This is a genomic window from Streptomyces paradoxus, assembly GCF_014202475.1.
Lineage (GTDB): Bacteria > Actinomycetota > Actinomycetes > Streptomycetales > Streptomycetaceae > Streptomyces > Streptomyces paradoxus.
This window is the reverse complement of the sequence record NZ_JACHGV010000004.1, coordinates 286,732-302,820: the sequence shown is the minus strand read 5'-3', so window position 1 is coordinate 302,820 and position 16,089 is coordinate 286,732. Positions and strand designations below refer to the sequence as shown.

Sequence of the window (16,089 nt, the reverse complement as noted above, 5' to 3'; positions counted from 1 at the left end):
CCCTGCGGTGTCGGGTCAACGGGCCGGCGGAGTGAACTCCGGCTGGTCCAGCACCCGCAGCCAGCTTCCGTCCGCCTGCCTGCGGACCACCTGCGCCCGGGCCCCCGCCCCGTCCTTCGGCGGGGTGGAGGTGAGGGCGATGTCGCCGTGGACCAGGGTCGGCAGCGGCTCTTCCGGTTCAAATCGGGGGCGGTCGGCCAGGACCTTCTCCCAGAGGGTGCGGATCGCTTCGCGGCCCACCGTGCGTTCGCCGGGCGGGTAGGCCAGAACCGCGTCCTCGGCGTACAGCGCGGCGACTCCGGCCGCGTCGCCGGCGTTGGAGCGTTCGACGAACAGGCGCGTGATGTCCTCGGGGCGCATGGCCTTCTCGTACTCCGGCACGGGGGTCCTCCTGGGATCGGGATTCCTCGGTGCCTCCAGCCTCACCCCGCGGTGATCAGAAGTCCAACAGATGAATCTGATCAGAACTAGAATCAGCAGTCATGGAACTGAGGCAGCTGGAGTACTTCGTCGCGGTCGCCGAGGAGCGGAACTTCACCCGGGCCGCCGAGCGGGTGCACATCAGCCAGTCCGGGGTCAGCGCCCAGATCCGCCAGTTGGAGCGGGAGCTCGGCGCCGAGCTCTTCGACCGGTCCGCGCGCACCGTGACGCTCACCGCCGCGGGCAGGGCGGCGCTCGACCACGCCCGTGCGACGCTCGCCGCGGCCGGGGCCGTCGGCCAGGCGGTGGGTGAGGTGACCGGCCTGATCCGGGGCACGCTCGTGGTGGGGATGGTCATCGGCTGCACGGTCACGCCCCTGTTCGACGCCCTCGCCGGGTTCCACCGGGCTCATCCGGGCGTGGAGATCTCCCTGCTGGAGGACAACTCGGACCGGCTCGCCGAAGCGGTCCGTCTCGGCACGGTGGATGTGGCCCTCGTCGGGACGGCTGCCGCCCCCGACGGGCTGGAGAGCCTGACGATCATCAGCGAGCGGCTCGTCGTGGTGGTTCCGGACGGCCACCCCCTGGCGTCGCGGCGGCGCGTGGTACTGCGGGACATCGCCGCTCATCCGATCGTGTGCATGCCCCCGGGCACCGGCCTGCGGACCGTCTTCGACGGTGCCTGCGCCGCGCGGGACCTGCGGCCCCGGATCGCGTTGCAGGCCGGCGCCGCGGACGCCGTCGTGGACCTCGCGGCCCGCGGGCTCGGCGTCGCCGTCCTCAGCGAGTCGATGGCCGCGGGCCGGGGCGACCGGGTCGTCGTCCGCACCATCGACGACGTCGACGCACCGGCGCTGCTCGCCCTGGTCTGGCGGAGCGGGCGGAGCCCCGCGGTGCGGGAGCTCCTCACGCACTGCCGGCGGGCGTTCGGCGAGCCCGGCGGCCAGGCGTGACGGTCAGCGCCGTCCGATGACCTCCGCGATGCGGATGAAGCCGTCCTGCCCGTGGCCCAGCCCGATGGTGCGGCGGGCCATGCCCTCGGCCGCGCGCATGACACCGGCGTCGATGCCGTGCGACTCGGAGACGTGGACGATGTGGGACATGGACGACGCGGCCGAGGTGAGCGGGTTGCCGTCGCCGGAGTATGTCCCGGCGTCGGTGTCCGCGGCGGTTTCCGCGAACAGCGGCGGGAGGATGGCGCCGATGCCCTGGGCGAAAGGCGCCAGTTCGGTCGCTGTGACGCCCTCGGCCCGGGCCACCGCGAGGGCGTGCGCGTAGCCCGCCATCGCCGTCCAGAAGATGTCGAGCAGCGCGATGTCGTAGGCGGCGGCCCGGCCCGGATCCGCACCGAGGTGGGTGTGGGTACCGCCCAACGCCTGTCGTACGGCGGCGACTTCCTCGTAGAGGTCCTCGGGTCCGCTGTGGAGGAACACCGCGTCGGGCGTGCCGATGGTGGTCGTCGGCGTCATGATCGCGCCGTCGAGGTAGCGGACGCCGTGCCCGGCGGCCCAGGCGGCGGTGTCGCGGGCCCGGGCCGGGGTGTCGGCGGTCAGGTTCACGACCGTACGGCCCTTGAGGGCGGCCGCGACCCCGTCCTGGCGCAGCACGGCGTCGGAGGCGTCGTAGTTCACCACGCAGACGACGGTCACCTCGCTCGCCGCCACCGCTTCCGCCGCCGACGCCGCGCCCGCCGCACCGCGGTCGAGGAGTTCCCGGTCCCGGCCGGGGGTGCGGTTCCAGACGGTGGTGCGAAGGCCCGCGTCGACGAACGCGCCGGCCAGGGCACGGCCCATCGGGCCGAGACCGAGGACGGTGACCGTGGGGGCCGGGTGACCGGCGGGCCGCCGGGCGGAATGCGCCGGGGCGGCGGAAGCGCTGTACGAAGTCATCGTGAACTCCTCTGGTGTGCAGAACAGTTGATCTGCATGACAATCCGTAAGAAAAGGGGCGGAAATGACGCGTCGGCGGCAGGATCCGGACGTCTGCGGGGTGACCGCCGCGATCGCGGTGGTCGACGGCAAGTGGAAGACGGCCCTGCTCTGGCTGCTGGAGTCGGGCCCGCACCGCCCGGCGGAGCTGCGCCGGCAGCTGCCGGGCCTGTCCGAGAAGGTGCTGACCGAGGCTTTGCGGGAGATGGCCGCGGACGGGCTGGTGCACCGGGAGGTGTACGACGTGCTGCCGCCGAAGACGGTCTACTCCCTGACCGCGTTCGGCCGTGAACTCTCCGAGGCACTGGCGCCGTTGTCCGACTGGGGCCACCGGCACCTGGAGAATCTGGCCGAGGCCGCCCGGCCGGCCTCCTGACGCGGGTGCCACCTCCGTCCCTTCCGGATCCCGTGCCTCACCGGCCGCCCACCACCAGGTTCGCGCGGCCCCGGCGCACTGCCAAGTCCCCACAAAAAGGTGGGTACTCCCGGAGGCCGGTCACGCGGTCCGGCGAGCCGCCGCCACCCGTTCCCGGAACGGCCGCCGTCCCACCGCCTGCGCCACCTCGGCCAGCAACTCGCCCAGCGGCATCGACAGTTCCGCGTCCAGCTCCGCCATCGCCGCGGCCGTCGCCTCCCACTCCGCCTCGATCCGCGGCAGCAGCGCCCGCGCCTCGGCCGTGAGGCCGACCAGCCGGCGGCGGGCGTCCAGCGGGTCGGGGGTGTGGGTGACCAGGCCCGCGCGGGCCATCTGGGCCGCGGTCTGGCTCGCTGCCGAGTGCGTGACGCCGATGGCCTCGGCCACATCGCGCACGGAGAGCGGGCCTTCGGCCACCAGCGCGCGGACGACCGGGGAGAAGCGGGGCCGGTACTCGGCCATGCCCTGCTCCGCGTAGACCGCGGCCACGTCGCCGTCGAGCAGTTCCAGGACGTGGCGGAGCAGCGTCCCCACGGCGGCCGGATCCGGTTGATTCCTCACGCTGATAATCTAACAGCGCTGTTACATCACGGGTTCCTCCGAGGCGAGTCATCCGAGACAGGGCAGGAGAGGACGTCACGCATGCCCGAGCCCTATCCGCCCGGCATCGAGCCGTACGCGCACGGCATGCTCGACGTCGGCGACGGCAACCGCGTGTACTGGGAGGCCTGCGGGAATCCCGCGGGCAAGCCCGCCCTCGTGCTGCACGGCGGGCCCGGGTCCGGGGCGGGGCTCTTCTGGCGCCGGCTGTTCGACCCGGCGGCGTACCGCATCGTGCTCCTCGACCAGCGCGGGTGTGGGCGCAGCACGCCCGACGCGGCCGATCCGCGGACCTCGCTCGCCGCCAACACCACGCACCATCTCATCGCCGACATCGAGCAGTTGAGGCGGTACCTCGGCATCGAGGAGTGGCTGGTCGTCGGCGGCTCCTGGGGCGTGACCCTCGCCCTGGCCTACGCCGAGCAGCACCCCGGGTCCGTGTCCGGGCTGGTCCTCTTCAGCGTCACCAACACCACGCGCCGCGAGGTGGAGTGGGTCACCCGGGACATGGGGCGGATCTTCCCCGAGGAGTGGGCCCGGTTCCGCGGCGCCGTGCCGGAGGCCGAGCGGGACGGGAGTCTGGTGGACGCCTACGCCCGGATGCTCGCCGACCCCGATCCCGCCGTGCGGGAGCGGGCCGCGCGGGAGTGGTGCCGGTGGGAGGACGTGCACGTCTCCACCCTGCCGGGGCACCGGCCCGACCCCCGCTACGAGGACCCGCGCTTCCGGATGCGCTTCGCCCGGCTCGTCACGCACTACTGGCGGCACGCCGCGTTCCTGGAGGACGGGGCGCTGCTGCGCGACGCCGGGAAGCTGGCCGGCATCCCGGGCGTGCTGATCCACGGCCGGATGGACATCAGCGGGCCCGCGGACATCGCCTGGCACCTGGCACAGGTGTGGCCGGACGCGGAGCTCGTGCTGATCGGCGGTGAGGGGCACGGGCTGGGGACCTCCATGACCTCGGCCGTGGTGGCGGCGACGGACCGGTTCCGGGCCTGAAGGTTGTGCCGCCCGCCGCCCGCCGTCAGCCGCTCCCGGAATCCCGCCCCTCCCCGCACGTCCCCAGGCTGCACCACCTGCGCCGTCCGCTCTCGTCGAGGAACAGCCAGCCGCAGTCCCGGCCGGGGCAGCTGCGGACGGTGAAGCGGCTTGGGCCGGCGAGGAGTTCGCCCGCCGCGTGGGCCACCGCGTACAGGGGCATGCGCAGGCCGGCGGCAGGGGACGGCCGCCAGCGGCCCAGGCCGTCCTCGCCCCGGGTGAAGACCGAGAGCCCCGCGGCCTCCTCCACGACGTGGGCGACGGCCTTGAAGGCCCGGCCGTCCTGCGGGTCGGTCAGGCAGGCGTACAGGTCCGTGCGGAACCGCCGGGCCTCGTCGAGCGCGGCGGCGGCCTCGTCCGGCCTGCGCAGGGCATGCTCCCGCAGCCGGGCGGTCTGCCGGTCCTCGATCAGGTCCAGGTGCCCGGCCCACACGGCGAGCGTGGCGTAGCCGGGCAGCCACTCCGACCCGGGCAGCCGGTCCCCGCCCCACCCGGCGTAGGTGTTGCAGAACTCCAGCGCCGGGTGTCCGCTCGTGCTCCAGGGGAGCCACTGGTCGTCGACCCGTACCGCGTAGACGGGCCCGGGCGGCCGGTCCAGCCGGGGGTCTCCGCTCAGCATCCGCTTGTGCAGGGTGCGCAGTTCGCGGCTCGGCTCGATGCCGAGGTCGGTCGCGAGGAGGGCGCGGGTACGGTCGTAGAGCCGGAGCGCTTCGGCCCGGCGGCCCGTGCGGTGCAGGGCGGTCATCTGCGCGGCGACCAGGCGTTCGCGGGCCGGATGCTCCTGGAGCAGCGGCGTCAGGTCCGCGACGACCCGCTCGGGCAGGCCCATGCCGAGCTGGGCCTCCGCCCGTCGTTCCACCGCGGACAGCCGCAGTTCGCCGAGCCGGCCGCCCAGCCGTGAACGCAGCCGGTCGTCGGCGACGTCCGCGAGCAGGGGGCCGCGCCAGAGCGCGAGGGCGCGGTCGTAGTGGCCGATCCGCTCCACCGGGTCACGGACGTCGGCCGCCTGCCCGACGAGGCCGGTGAACTCCTGCGCGTCGATCCGGTGCGGGCCCCGCTCCACGGCGTAGCCGTCGTGCCGGGTCTCGACGGACACCTCGTACGGCCGGAGTGCGGCCCGGAGGCGGCCGACGTAGGTGTGGACGGTGGCGCGGGCCGAGGCGGGCGGGGCGTCGTCCCAGAGGAGGTCGATGAGGCGGCCGGTCGGGACGGAGTGGCCGGCGTTCAGCAGCAGGACCGCCAGCAGGCACCGTTCCTGACGGCGGCTGCCGAGCAGCACGGGCCGCCCCTCGTGACGGGCGGCGAACGGACCGAGCAGCTGGAAATCCATGACTGCCCGGCAGCGTAACCGGGCGGCCGGGCCGGGGCCTGGAGTGGTGAGGCTTTGGTCAGATGCGGGGGTGAGACTTCGGCGCACCGTCCTTTCGCCCCTCTGCACAGGGAGAACCATGCGCCGAACCGCCCTCGCCCCACTGGCACTTGTGGCCGCGCTCCTCGGCACGCAGCCCGCGTCCGCCGCGACCGGGCCCGGGTGGGAACCGGCACCCTCCGCACCATGGGACGTCGCCGCCGGTGTGCGGTGCGACTTCCCCGTCCACGGCGAGCCCGTCGTCGACGAGGTGGTGCGGCGGGTGCTGAGCACCCACCCCGACGGTTCCGCGCGGCGGGTCGCCTACAAGGGCGATCTGGTCGTCCGCGTCACGAACACCCTGACCGGTGCCGCCCACGACGCCGACGCGAGCGGCTCGGCGATCGTGGAGTACCGGCGCGACGGCTCACAGCGCTGGGCCGTGCACGGGCCGGTGTTCGTCGGCGTCGGGGAGGGCGGGGGCACCCTGCCGCGCGGCCTGTACATCGTCGACGGCGTCTACACGATGGACATCAGCGCCACCGGCTACAAGTCCGTGCACCTCGTCCACGGGAGCACGGACGACCTGTGCGCCCGCATCGGCTGACGTGAGCGGGGGCCGCAGCGGGCGTGACACATCCCTCACCCAACCCCCGCGCACGGCACTGGCCCCACCGCCCCGTCCCACCCGATCGTGGGCACCATGAACGATCACGGTGACGAGCCCGATGACATCCGCCGCTTCTGGGGGCGGCTCGGGCTCCCCGGCCTCGTCGACGTGCACACGCACTTCATGCCCGAGCGGGTCCTGAACAGGGTCTGGGAGTACTTCGACGCGCTCGGGCCGCTCACCGGCGGGCTGGAGTGGCCCATCACCTACCGGGAGGCGGAGGCCGAACGGGCGGAGATACTCCGGGGGTTCGGCGTACGGGCCTTCACCGCGATGCTCTATCCGCACAAGCCCGGCATGGCCCGCTGGCTGAACGGCTGGGCGGCCGACTTCGCGCGCCGCACCCCCGACTGTCTGCACACCGCGACCCTGTTCCCCGAGCCCGGCGTCGAGGCGTACGTCCGGGAAGCCGTCGCCGCGGGCGCGCGGGTCTTCAAGGCGCATGTGCAGGTGGGGGCCTACGACCCGGCCGACGACCTGCTCCGCCCGGCCTGGGGCGTGCTGGCCGAGGCCGGGGTCCCCGTGGTGATCCACTGCGGGTCGGGGCCCGCGCCGGGCAAGCACACCGGCCCCGGGCCGATCGCGCGGGTGCTGGCGGAGCACCCCCGGCTCCGGCTGATCGTCGCCCACATGGGGATGCCCGAGTACGAGGAGTTCCTCGGCCTCGCCGAGCGGTACCGGGAGGTGCGGCTGGACACGACGATGGCGTTCACCGACTTCAGCGAGCGGCTCGCGCCGTTCCCTCGACGCGCCCTGCCCCGGCTGGCGGACGCCGGCGACCGCATCCTGCTCGGCTCCGACTTCCCCAACATCCCCTACCCGTACGTGCATCAGCTCCACGCCCTGGAGCGGCTGGGTCTCGGGGACGAGTGGCTGCGGGCCGTGTGCCACGACAACGCGGCGAAGCTCTTCGGCCTGTGAGACCCGGTTCCCGGGATGAACAACTCCGCAACTACCGCCGGGTAGTGAGGAGATCACGTGACAAGACACCCACAAGGGGGGGCGGGAGGCCGTTCCCGCTCCTCTTCCCCTGCCGGTTGAGCTAGAAACTTCAACAAGCCCGACCGCACCCCGGGGTGCGCCGCGGCACTCGCATCCCGAGGGGAACGCACTGTGACTACACGAGACCACGGACCGAGCCGGTCCGGCACCCGGGCGCGCAGACGCCTGCCGCGGCTGAGGATCGCCCTCGCCGCCGCCCTCTCCTTCGCCGTCGCCGGGACCGCCGCCCAGGTGATGGCGGCCCAGCCGGACGGGACGGACCGGCAGCCGGCCGTGCCGTCCCTCGCCTGGTCCGACTGCCAGGACGGCTTCGAGTGCGCGAACGCCGATGTGCCGCTGGACTACCGGGATCCGCAGGGCAGGACCATCACCCTGGCGGTCATCCGCAAGAAGGCGGCGAACCCCGCCGCGAGGAAGGGCACCCTCTTCCTGCAGCCCGGCGGGCCCGGCAACTCGGGCGTGGACTTCGTGCGCGGCAACTACGCCGAGCTGCCGGCCGCCCTGCGCGACTCCTTCGACGTCTTCGGGTACGACGTACGGGGCGTCGGGCGCAGCTCGCAGGTCCAGTGCTGGGACGACCCGACGTACACCCGGGCCGTCACCGCGGCCAAGGGGGTCCCGGGCCCGGACGCCTACGAGCCCGCCGTGCGCCGGGCCGCCGAGTTCGGCCAGGCCTGCCTGGACAACGCGGGCGAGCTGCTGCCGTACGTCGGAACGGGGTACGTCGCCCGTGACATCGACCTGCTGCGCCGGGCACTCGGCGAGGATCGACTGACGTACTACGGACGCTCGTTCGGCAGCTTCATCGGCACGGTCTACGCCGCCATGTTCCCCGGCCGGGTGCGCGCCCTAGCGCTCGACGGCGCCTACGACCCGGAGCACTACGCGAACCGGCCGTACGCCTACGACCGGCCCCAGTACCTGGCCCTGGACGGCGCGGTGGGCCGCTTCCTCGACTGGTGCGAGGCGGACCAGGCCACCTGCGGCTTCGGCGACGGCGACCCCCGGGCCGCCTTCGACAAGCTCAAGTCCGACCTCGACGCCGACCCCGTACCGACCGCCAACGGCGGGCAGGCGAACGGCTACACCCTCGTCTACCGCATCCTGTTCAACATCAACGAGGGCAAGGTCATCTGGCCCTCGCTCGGCGAGGCCCTGCGCAAGGCCCAGCAGCGCGACAACACCTCGTTCCTGCTCCGGCCGCCGTCCCCGGCCAGCTACGACTTCCTCAACCCGAACGTCGTCGTCGAGTGCACCGACAAGGCCTACCCGCGTGACCCGGCCCTGCTCAAGCGGAAGGTGACCTCCTTCGCCGAGGCCGCGCCGCTGCTCGGCCCGGCCCTCGCCTACGGCCCGCCGCTCTACGACCACCAGCACGCCACGGCCTGCGCGCAGTGGAAGGGCGAACAGGTCAGCCGTTACGGCGGTCCCTTCCGGGCGAAGGGCTCCGCGCCGATCCTCGTCATCGGCAACACCGGCGACCCGGACACCCCGTACCAGGACGCGGTGGCCCTGTCCCGGGAGCTCGACAACGGACGCCTGCTCACCTTCGAGGCCGAGGGGCACACCGCTTTCGGGCGCAGCGCCTGCGCGACCGACGCCGTCACGGACTACCTGGTGGACCTGAAGGTCCCGGCGCGCGGCACCACCTGCGCGGACGAGACCCAGCCGCCGTCCTCCACGCCCAAGGCGACCCCGCCCGGCACGACGCTCGGCGAACTCCGCAACGGCGTCAACGAACGGCTCGACCGTCTCGGCGTCCTGCGCTGACCGACCTCCTGAACGGCACCCCGGGTGCCGGGCCGGCACGGCCCGGTGCCCGGGGTGTTCGCGTATCCCGGGAGCTCCGAGGCCTTGACCCGCCGCCGGGGTGGGGACACCCCCCGGGCCCGGGTCCACCGAACGGTGGACGGCAGGTTCAACCGAGTGCCTCTGTCCCACAACTGCCCTGTTCAGCAACGCTTTTGGGCATGAATTCCCTGACTGTGCGCGTGGCGCGCTGGAGTGCGCGACATCCTTGGCGGGCGATCGTCGGCTGGCTGGTGTTCGTGGTGCTGTGCCTGGGCGCCGGCAGTGCTGTCGGCATGAACAGTGCGAAGACGGCGGACTACCGGGTCGGTGAGGCCGGCCGGGCCGAGGCCCTCGCCGCCGAGGCGCATCTGGAACGGCGGTCCGCCGAACAGGTGCTGATCTCCTCCCGCCCGGGCGGTGCCCTGGACCAGGCCGCCGCCCGGGCCGCCGCGGAGGACCTGACCGACCGGATGCGGCGACTGCCCGAAGTGGCGGGTGTGGCCGACCCGTTGCTGTCACCGGACCGCGAGACCCTGATGGTCGAGGTGACGCTGAAGGGCGAGGAGCGGGACGCCAAGGACAAGGTCGACGCGCTGGTGGCGCAGACGGCGGCGGTGCAGAAGAGCCACCCCGAGCTGCTGCTGGAGGAGACCGGAAGTCCCTCCGTCAGCAAGGGTGTCGACAAGCAGCGCGGTGAGGATCTCGCGCTGTCCGAGGCGATCACCCTGCCCGTCACCCTCCTCACCCTGCTGGTGGTGTTCGGGTCGGTGACCATGGCCGGGGTCCCGTTGCTGCTGGCGCTGTCGTCGATCGCGGCCGCGGTGGGCCTGTCGATGGTCGTGTCGCACGTGTCGCCCGACGCCGGGGTCGGCACCAACGTCATCCTGATGATCGGCCTCGCGGTCGGCGTCGACTACACGCTCTTCCATCTCAAGCGCGAGCGGGAGGAACGGGCCCGCTCCGGCGGCCGGCTGTCCTCCGAGGCCCTGGTCGAGCTGGCCGCGGCGACCTCGGGGCGGGCGGTCGTGGTCTCCGGGTTCGCGGTGGTCGCCTCCACGGCGACGCTGTACCTGGCCGCCGACGTGATCTTCTCGTCGCTCGCGACCGGCACCATCGTCGTCGTGCTGGTCGCGGTGGCCAGCTCGCTGACGGCCCTGCCCGCGCTGCTGGTGAAGCTGGGGCAGCGGGCCGAACGCCGGGCGCTGCGGCGGGCGGAGCGCGGGAAGCCCGCCCGCAGGGTGCGGGGCGGGGGCGGCGGCGGCCGGATGTGGAACGCGTTGCTGCGGCCCGCTGCCCGGCACCCCCTGGCCACCCTGTGCGTGTCGGTCCTGGCGCTGCTGGCCCTGGTCGTCCCGCTGACCGGACTGAAGATCACCGAGATGAGCCGGGACACCCACTCGCGCGAGATCCCCGCCATGCAGGTGTACGACCGGCTCAACGAGGCGTTCCCCGGGCAGCGGGTGACCCACCAGGTCGTCGTGCGGGCCGGTGCCGCGCGGTCGGCGGAGGTGACCGCCGCTCTGCGCGAGGTCGTCCGGCGGGCGGAGGCCGACCCGCTGTTCACCGGCGCGTCGCGGATCCGGACCTCCGCCGACGACCGCACCAGCACCCTCGAACTGGGGGTGCCCCACCTCGGCAACTCCGACGAGGCGTACGACTCCCTCGACCGGCTCCGGGACGACTTCCTGCCCGCCACCGTCGGCCGGATCGCCGGCGCCGAGTACGGCGTGAGCGGGGACGTGGCCCGCTACGCCGACTATCCCGCCCACCAGAACGGCAAACTGCCGCTGGTGCTGGGCGCGTTGCTGCTGGTGACGTTCGCCATGACCGTGTACGCCTTCCGCTCGGTGGTCCTCGGGCTGCTCGGCGTCGCCCTGAACCTGCTGTCCGCGGCGGCGGCGCTCGGGATGCTCGTGCTGGTCTTCCAGGGGACCTGGGCCGAGGGCCTGCTGGGCTTCGACTCCACCGGGTCCGTCGGTTCCCGGGTGCCGCTGTTCCTGTTCGTGATCCTCTTCGGGCTGTCGATGGACTACCAGGTGTTCGTGGTGAGCCGGATCCGCGAGGCGGCGCTGGCCGGGGTGCCCACGCGGCAGGCGGTGCTGGACGGGATCCGGTCCTCGGCGAGCGTGGTGACCAGCGCCGCGGTCGTGATGACGACCGTGTTCGCCAGCTTCGTCTTCCTGCACATCATCGAGATGAAGCAGATCGGCTTCGTCCTGGCGGCGGCCGTGCTCATCGACGCGTTCGTGGTGCGCGTCATGGTGCTGCCGGCGGCGATGCTGCTGCTGGGCGAGTCGAGCTGGTGGCCCTCGCGGGCGGTGCGCAGGGCGCTCGCCGTCCCGGAGAAAACACCCTCCTCCCGTCCGGCGGTCGACGTACGTTGATCGGTATGACCGCTCTCGCCGGGGCCGCCTCCGACGCCTTCTGGACCACCACACTGCGCCGCTGGAACGCGGTGTGCTGGCTGCTGTTCGCCGTGATGGCCGTCGGTCTCGCCGCCATCGACCGGCCCGGCGGGAGCAAGTACGCGGCGCTGGCCCTGCTGGGCGCGGTGGTGGTGTCCTACGCGGTCCTGTACCGCTTCCCCGCCAACCCCGTCGTACGGCCGGACGTGTACCTGTCGGTGCTGGTGGTGGCGCTGGGCGGGCTGGCGTATCTGCGCGGCAACTACGCGGCCCTGTTCATGGTGACGCTGCCGCACTACTGGATGTTCGGGCGGACACCGAGGGTCTCGATGGTGTTCCTGGGGCTCGCCACGGCAGCGACCCTGGCCGGGAGCGTGCTGCGGGACGGCGGATGGACGGTGGAGTTCTTCACCGAGACGCTCGTGTCCACGCTGCTCGTCGTCGCCGTGGGGGCGCTGATCGGGCTGTGGGCGCACTCGGTGGTCGCGCAGAGCGCCGAACGGGCCCGGCTCCTCGCCGAACTGGAGGAGACCCAGGCCGAGTTGACCGAGGCACACCAGCGTCAGGGCGCGGCGGACGAGCGGGAGCGGATCGCGCGGGACATCCACGACACCCTCGCGCAGGGCTTCGCCTCGATCATCGTGCTCGCCGAGGCCGCCCGGACGGGGCTCGACACCGATCCGGCCCGCAGTGGCCGGCAGTTGCGGTCGATCGAGTCCACCGCACGGGAGAACCTCACCGAGGCGCGCGAGCTGGTCGGCTCGGGCCTGCGTCCGGGCCAGGTCGCGGCCGGTTCGGTGGCCCGGACCCTCCGCCGCACCCTGGACCGCTTCGCCGAGGACACCGGCCTCACCGTCGACGCCGAACTGGAGGACCTGGAGTGCGACCAGCAGACCCGGATCGCGCTGCTGCGCTGCACCCAGGAGTCCCTGGCCAACGTCCGCAAGCACGCCCGCGCCTCCACGGTCGGCGTGGTCCTGGCCCGGCTGCCGTACGGGGTGGAGCTGGAGATCACCGACGACGGGGCGGGGTTCTCGGTGGAGGAGTCGTCGGGCTTTGGTCTGGACGGCATGCGCAAACGACTGGCGGAACTGGGCGGGAGGCTGACGGTGACGAGTTCGGTGGGGGACGGGACCCGGGTGCTGGCGCTGATACCGCTGGGGGCCTCGGCATGACGGACGGACCGCTGCGCATCGTCGTCGTGGACGACCACACCGTCATGCGCGCCGGGGTGGTGGCCCTCCTCTCCTCCGGGACCGGCATCGAGATCGTCGGCGAGGCGGGCGACGGCCGCGCCGCCCTCGACCTCGTCGAACGCCACGAGCCCGATGTCGCCCTGGTCGACCTGCGCATGCCCGTGCTGGACGGCGTGGCCACGACCGCCGAGATCGTGGCGCGTTTCCCCCGCACCCGGGTGCTGATCCTGACCACCTACGACACGGACGCGGAGATCGAGCGCGCGGTGGAGGCCGGGGCGATCGGCTACCTCCTCAAGGACACCACCCGTGAGCAGCTGGCCGACGCGATTCACGCGGCGGCCCGCGGGGAGACGGTGCTGGCGCCCCGGGTCGCCGAGCGCCTGGTCGCCCGGATGCGCCAGCCCGCCCAGGTCCCCCTCACGGCCCGCGAGTCGGACGTGCTGAACGCGGTCGCTGACGGCCTCACCAACGCCGAGATCGGCCGCCGCCTCGTCATCGCCGAGGCCACGGTGAAGACGCACCTGCTCCGCCTGTTCGCCAAGCTCGACGTCAACGACCGGACGAGGGCGGTGGTGGTGGCGATGGAACGGGGGCTGCTGCACCGGCCGTAGGGCGTTCAGGAGCCGATGTCCACCACCCGGGCCCACTCCGGGGGTGTGTCCGGGACGTACTCGGGGTCGGACTCGTCGTGGGGGCGACTCCGGTACTCGCGCGGGAACAGGCCGATCACCGTGCGGCACGGGGGCCGGGTGCCCGGCCAGCGGGTCTGGCCGTCGGTGAGGGCGACGATGACGTCGGGGGCCGGGCGGGTGCCCAGGGCACGGGTGAAGCCGGCCCGCAGGTCGGTGCCGCCGCCGCCCGTGAGCGGGATGCCCTCGGCGCGGCACAGGCGGCGGGCGAGGCCGGCGGAGGCGTCGCAGGGCACGACGGTGACCAGGTCACGGCGGCCGCCCACGGCCCGGGCGATCGCGGCCACCTCCAGGAGGGCGCTGCCCAGTTCGGCGTCGCTGACCGACCCGGAGGTGTCGATGACGACGGACACGCGGGGCGGGCGGCGGCGCAGACTCGGCAGGACCGTGCCGGGCAGGGCCGTGGAACGGCGGGCGGGGCGGCCGTAGGTGTAGTCCTCGCCCGCGCCCGGGGCGGACGCCGCCGAGCGGACCGCCGCGCCCAGCAGCTGCCGCCACGGCTGGGGCGGGTGGAAGGCCTCCTCGGCCCAGCGCCGCCAGCCCCGCGGGGCGCTGCCGGGGCGGCCGTTGATGCCCTGGGCGACCCGGAAGCGGACCGCGTCGCGCTCCTGGTCGCTCAGGCCGTGCGCGCCGTCCGGGCCCAGTTCCCACTCCCGGTCCAGGCCGTCGGCGCCGCTGCCGCAGTCGAGCCAGGCCAGCTCCTGTGAGCGCGGGCCCAGGGTGAACTGCCGCAGGTACTCCTCCATCAGCTCGTTCTCGGGCAGGCCGAGACGGCCCGGCTCGACGACTCCCTCCGGGCGGGCCAGGCCGTCGCCGTAGACGTCGTCGTTGATCTCGAAGTCCGCGGCGATGTTCATCCGCAGCCGCTCCCCCGGGCCGTTCAGGCCGCGCTCGCGGGCGACCCGGTCGCTGCGTGCGTGGTGGTCGCGCAGCAGGTGCGACACCTCGTGCACCCACACACCGGCCAGTTCCTCGACGGGCGTGCGGTCCACGAACGCGGGCGACACGTAGCACCGCCAGTACCGGTCGACGGCCATCGTCGGCACCCGCCGTGACTCGACGACGTGCAGGGCGAAGAGGGCCGTGGCGAGGTAGGGGCGGACGCGGGCGGCGTGCAGGCGGGCCGTGAAGAGCTTGTCCCGGTCGAGGGCGCCGGGGGCGGCCGCGGGCGCGTCGGTCTGCGTCGGCCCGGGGGTCACTCCGTACCCAGCGGTCACCGTCGGCCCGCCCCGGCCACGGTCCCGGCTGTCCGTCGTCATCGGCCCGCCTTCGCCGCGGCGGCGGCCGCGACCGCGGCCGTGGTCCGGTCCGCCCGCCGGGACAGGGACAGCACTCCGGCCAGGCGCTCGATGGACGCCGGGACGTCCCAGTCGTCGCGGCGCAGGGCGGCGAGCGTGGTCGCGGGGACGACCACCACGTCCGGGGGGCCGGTCTCCAGGGCCTTGACCAGGAGCTCCCAGGCCGCGTCCCAGCGGGGCCGCTCCGGGCGGCTGCGCACCGCGGCCACGACGCCGTCCAGCGCGGCCTGCCGCAGATCCCCCCGCTCCGGCAGCACCGCACCGGCCGGGTCGGCCAGCAGCGTCTCGGGGTCCGGGAGGTCCATCCGGTCCAGGCTCGCCAGCAGTTCGAGCCCGGGCCCGTCCCCGACGGTGCCCCGCACCAGCAGGGAGAGGACGTCACGGGCGGAGCCGGCCGCGGTCGCGAAGGCGATCAGGTGCAGCGTCATCTCCCAGCTGCGCGGGGACGGCCACGGCCCGCCCCGGCGCGTCTCGCCGCTGGGCAGCCGGTGCGTGAGCCCGGGGCGTGCGGTGAGCAGCCCGCACACGGCCCGGCGGGCGAAGTCCACGGCCTCCGGGAGCTTTTCGGGGTCGAGCCGGGGCAGGGTCGCCCGGGGCCAGGTGCCGCCGAGGCCGCGGACGACGACGTCGGTGTCGTGCGTCCACTGCAGGTGGACGAAGCGGTTCGCGAGGGGCGGGCTCAGTTCCCAGCCGTCCGCGGCCGAGGAGCGCGGGTTGGCGGCGGCCACGATCCGCACGCCCGGCGGCAGCCGCAGCGCGCCGATCCGCCGCTCCAGCACGAGCCGGAGCAGGGCGGCCTGCACGGCGGGCGGCGCGGTGGAGAGTTCGTCGAGGAACAGCAGCCCGCGCCCGGCCCGCACCAGGCGTACGGCCCAGTCCGGCGGGGCCATCGGCACGCCCTGCTCGGCGGGGTCGTCGCCGACGATCGGCAGCCCCGAGAAGTCGGACGGCTCGTGCACGCTCGCGATCACCGTGGTGAGCGGCAGGTCCAGGGCCGTGGCGAGCTGGGTCAGGGCCGCGGTCTTGCCGATGCCCGGTTCGCCCCACAGCAGCACGGGCAGGTCGGCGGCCACAGCCAGGGTGAGGGCCTCCAGCTGGGTGTCGGGGCGCGGTTCGGTGGTGGTGTCCCGCAGCAGGGCCAGCAGGTCGCCGGCCACGTCGAGCTGGGAAGCGGTGCCGGGCGGGAACGAGGTGTGAGAGCGCATGTGTGATCACCTGTGTGCCGGTGGTGAGCCGTCTCGGTGGGATGTCGGTGGGATGAAGGCGCGGCGGGGGCAGGGTGTTCG

Annotated in this window: 15 protein-coding genes; 9 read left to right on the top strand and 6 right to left on the bottom strand. The window is 73.8% G+C overall.

The features are described from left to right. Positions 1-15: 15 nt before the first annotated feature. Positions 16-381: a YybH family protein gene (locus tag HNR57_RS15855; protein ID WP_184560644.1), complete on the bottom strand. Its 366-nt coding sequence runs from the start codon at positions 379-381 to the stop codon at positions 16-18. A 101-nt stretch (positions 382-482) separates the two neighbouring features. Here HNR57_RS15855 and HNR57_RS15850 point away from each other — a divergent pair, with 101 nt between their 5' ends. Beyond that, complete coding sequence (locus HNR57_RS15850) at positions 483-1,373, top strand: LysR family transcriptional regulator (protein ID WP_184560643.1); 891 nt, start codon at positions 483-485, stop codon at positions 1,371-1,373. A gap of 3 nt (positions 1,374-1,376) precedes the next feature. Here the strand turns inward: HNR57_RS15850 and HNR57_RS15845 are convergent, their stop codons facing one another. Beyond that, positions 1,377-2,309 (bottom strand): NAD(P)-dependent oxidoreductase, encoded by a 933-nt coding sequence (locus HNR57_RS15845; RefSeq protein ID WP_184560642.1) that lies wholly within the window; start codon positions 2,307-2,309, stop codon positions 1,377-1,379. A 64-nt stretch (positions 2,310-2,373) separates the two neighbouring features. On the opposite strand from HNR57_RS15845, the gene HNR57_RS15840 reads away from it, so the two are divergent. Further along, positions 2,374-2,724, top strand: coding sequence for a winged helix-turn-helix transcriptional regulator (locus HNR57_RS15840; RefSeq protein WP_102912195.1), 351 nt, complete (start codon positions 2,374-2,376; stop codon positions 2,722-2,724). A gap of 120 nt (positions 2,725-2,844) precedes the next feature. Here HNR57_RS15840 and HNR57_RS15835 read toward each other — a convergent pair whose 3' ends face one another. Beyond that, the gene (locus HNR57_RS15835; protein WP_313673809.1) at positions 2,845-3,324 is read right to left on the bottom strand and encodes a MarR family winged helix-turn-helix transcriptional regulator; all 480 of its coding nucleotides are present in this window, start codon (positions 3,322-3,324) and stop codon (positions 2,845-2,847) included. 81 nt (positions 3,325-3,405) lie between these two features. Here HNR57_RS15835 and pip point away from each other — a divergent pair, with 81 nt between their 5' ends. Further along, positions 3,406-4,362, top strand: coding sequence for a prolyl aminopeptidase (gene pip, locus HNR57_RS15830; protein ID WP_184560641.1), 957 nt, complete (start codon positions 3,406-3,408; stop codon positions 4,360-4,362). Between the two features lie 25 nt (positions 4,363-4,387). Here pip and HNR57_RS15825 read toward each other — a convergent pair whose 3' ends face one another. Further along, positions 4,388-5,731: a BTAD domain-containing putative transcriptional regulator gene (locus HNR57_RS15825; RefSeq protein ID WP_184560640.1), complete on the bottom strand. Its 1,344-nt coding sequence runs from the start codon at positions 5,729-5,731 to the stop codon at positions 4,388-4,390. A gap of 118 nt (positions 5,732-5,849) precedes the next feature. Between HNR57_RS15825 and HNR57_RS15820 the strand changes: the two genes are divergently transcribed. The 6 genes from HNR57_RS15820 to HNR57_RS15795 all read left to right on the top strand — a co-directional run bounded on the left by HNR57_RS15820 (position 5,850) and on the right by HNR57_RS15795 (position 13,427). Then, complete coding sequence (locus HNR57_RS15820) at positions 5,850-6,356, top strand: hypothetical protein (RefSeq protein WP_184560639.1); 507 nt, start codon at positions 5,850-5,852, stop codon at positions 6,354-6,356. Positions 6,357-6,452: 96 nt separating this feature from the next. Further along, the gene (locus tag HNR57_RS15815) at positions 6,453-7,340 is read left to right on the top strand and encodes an amidohydrolase family protein (protein ID WP_184560638.1); all 888 of its coding nucleotides are present in this window, start codon (positions 6,453-6,455) and stop codon (positions 7,338-7,340) included. Between the two features lie 192 nt (positions 7,341-7,532). Continuing rightward, positions 7,533-9,191, top strand: a complete 1,659-nt coding sequence (locus HNR57_RS15810; RefSeq protein ID WP_184560637.1) for an alpha/beta hydrolase — start codon at positions 7,533-7,535, stop codon at positions 9,189-9,191. Between the two features lie 200 nt (positions 9,192-9,391). Next, positions 9,392-11,596: an MMPL family transporter gene (locus tag HNR57_RS15805; RefSeq protein WP_184560636.1), complete on the top strand. Its 2,205-nt coding sequence runs from the start codon at positions 9,392-9,394 to the stop codon at positions 11,594-11,596. A gap of 5 nt (positions 11,597-11,601) precedes the next feature. Further along, positions 11,602-12,792 carry a sensor histidine kinase gene (locus HNR57_RS15800; protein WP_184560635.1) on the top strand — a complete coding sequence of 397 codons (1,191 nt, stop codon included), beginning with the start codon at positions 11,602-11,604 and terminating at the stop codon, positions 12,790-12,792. Beyond that, the gene (locus HNR57_RS15795; protein WP_184560634.1) at positions 12,789-13,427 is read left to right on the top strand and encodes a response regulator; all 639 of its coding nucleotides are present in this window, start codon (positions 12,789-12,791) and stop codon (positions 13,425-13,427) included. The genes HNR57_RS15800 and HNR57_RS15795 overlap by 4 nt, the downstream gene beginning before the upstream one ends. A 5-nt stretch (positions 13,428-13,432) precedes the next feature. Here the strand turns inward: HNR57_RS15795 and HNR57_RS15790 are convergent, their stop codons facing one another. Both HNR57_RS15790 and HNR57_RS15785 read right to left on the bottom strand, forming a co-directional pair. Further along, positions 13,433-14,764 carry a vWA domain-containing protein gene (locus tag HNR57_RS15790; RefSeq protein ID WP_184560633.1) on the bottom strand — a complete coding sequence of 444 codons (1,332 nt, stop codon included), beginning with the start codon at positions 14,762-14,764 and terminating at the stop codon, positions 13,433-13,435. Continuing rightward, on the bottom strand, positions 14,761-16,008 hold the full coding sequence (locus HNR57_RS15785; protein ID WP_184560632.1) for an AAA family ATPase: 1,248 nt from the start codon (positions 16,006-16,008) through the stop codon (positions 14,761-14,763). The genes HNR57_RS15790 and HNR57_RS15785 overlap by 4 nt, the downstream gene beginning before the upstream one ends. Between the last annotated feature and the right edge of the window lie 81 nt (positions 16,009-16,089).

Coding starts and splice junctions, on each gene's coding strand:
- HNR57_RS15850 (WP_184560643.1), top strand. CDS start 483: ATGGAACTGAGGCAGCTGGAGTACTTCGTCGCGGTCGCCGAGGAGCGG.
- HNR57_RS15805 (WP_184560636.1), top strand. CDS start 9,392: ATGAATTCCCTGACTGTGCGCGTGGCGCGCTGGAGTGCGCGACATCCT.
- HNR57_RS15840 (WP_102912195.1), top strand. CDS start 2,374: ATGACGCGTCGGCGGCAGGATCCGGACGTCTGCGGGGTGACCGCCGCG.
- HNR57_RS15800 (WP_184560635.1), top strand. CDS start 11,602: ATGACCGCTCTCGCCGGGGCCGCCTCCGACGCCTTCTGGACCACCACA.
- HNR57_RS15795 (WP_184560634.1), top strand. CDS start 12,789: ATGACGGACGGACCGCTGCGCATCGTCGTCGTGGACGACCACACCGTC.
- pip (WP_184560641.1), top strand. CDS start 3,406: ATGCCCGAGCCCTATCCGCCCGGCATCGAGCCGTACGCGCACGGCATG.
- HNR57_RS15845 (WP_184560642.1), bottom strand. CDS start 2,309: ATGACTTCGTACAGCGCTTCCGCCGCCCCGGCGCATTCCGCCCGGCGG.
- HNR57_RS15785 (WP_184560632.1), bottom strand. CDS start 16,008: ATGCGCTCTCACACCTCGTTCCCGCCCGGCACCGCTTCCCAGCTCGAC.
- HNR57_RS15815 (WP_184560638.1), top strand. CDS start 6,453: ATGAACGATCACGGTGACGAGCCCGATGACATCCGCCGCTTCTGGGGG.
- HNR57_RS15790 (WP_184560633.1), bottom strand. CDS start 14,764: ATGACGACGGACAGCCGGGACCGTGGCCGGGGCGGGCCGACGGTGACC.
- HNR57_RS15820 (WP_184560639.1), top strand. CDS start 5,850: ATGCGCCGAACCGCCCTCGCCCCACTGGCACTTGTGGCCGCGCTCCTC.
- HNR57_RS15825 (WP_184560640.1), bottom strand. CDS start 5,731: ATGGATTTCCAGCTGCTCGGTCCGTTCGCCGCCCGTCACGAGGGGCGG.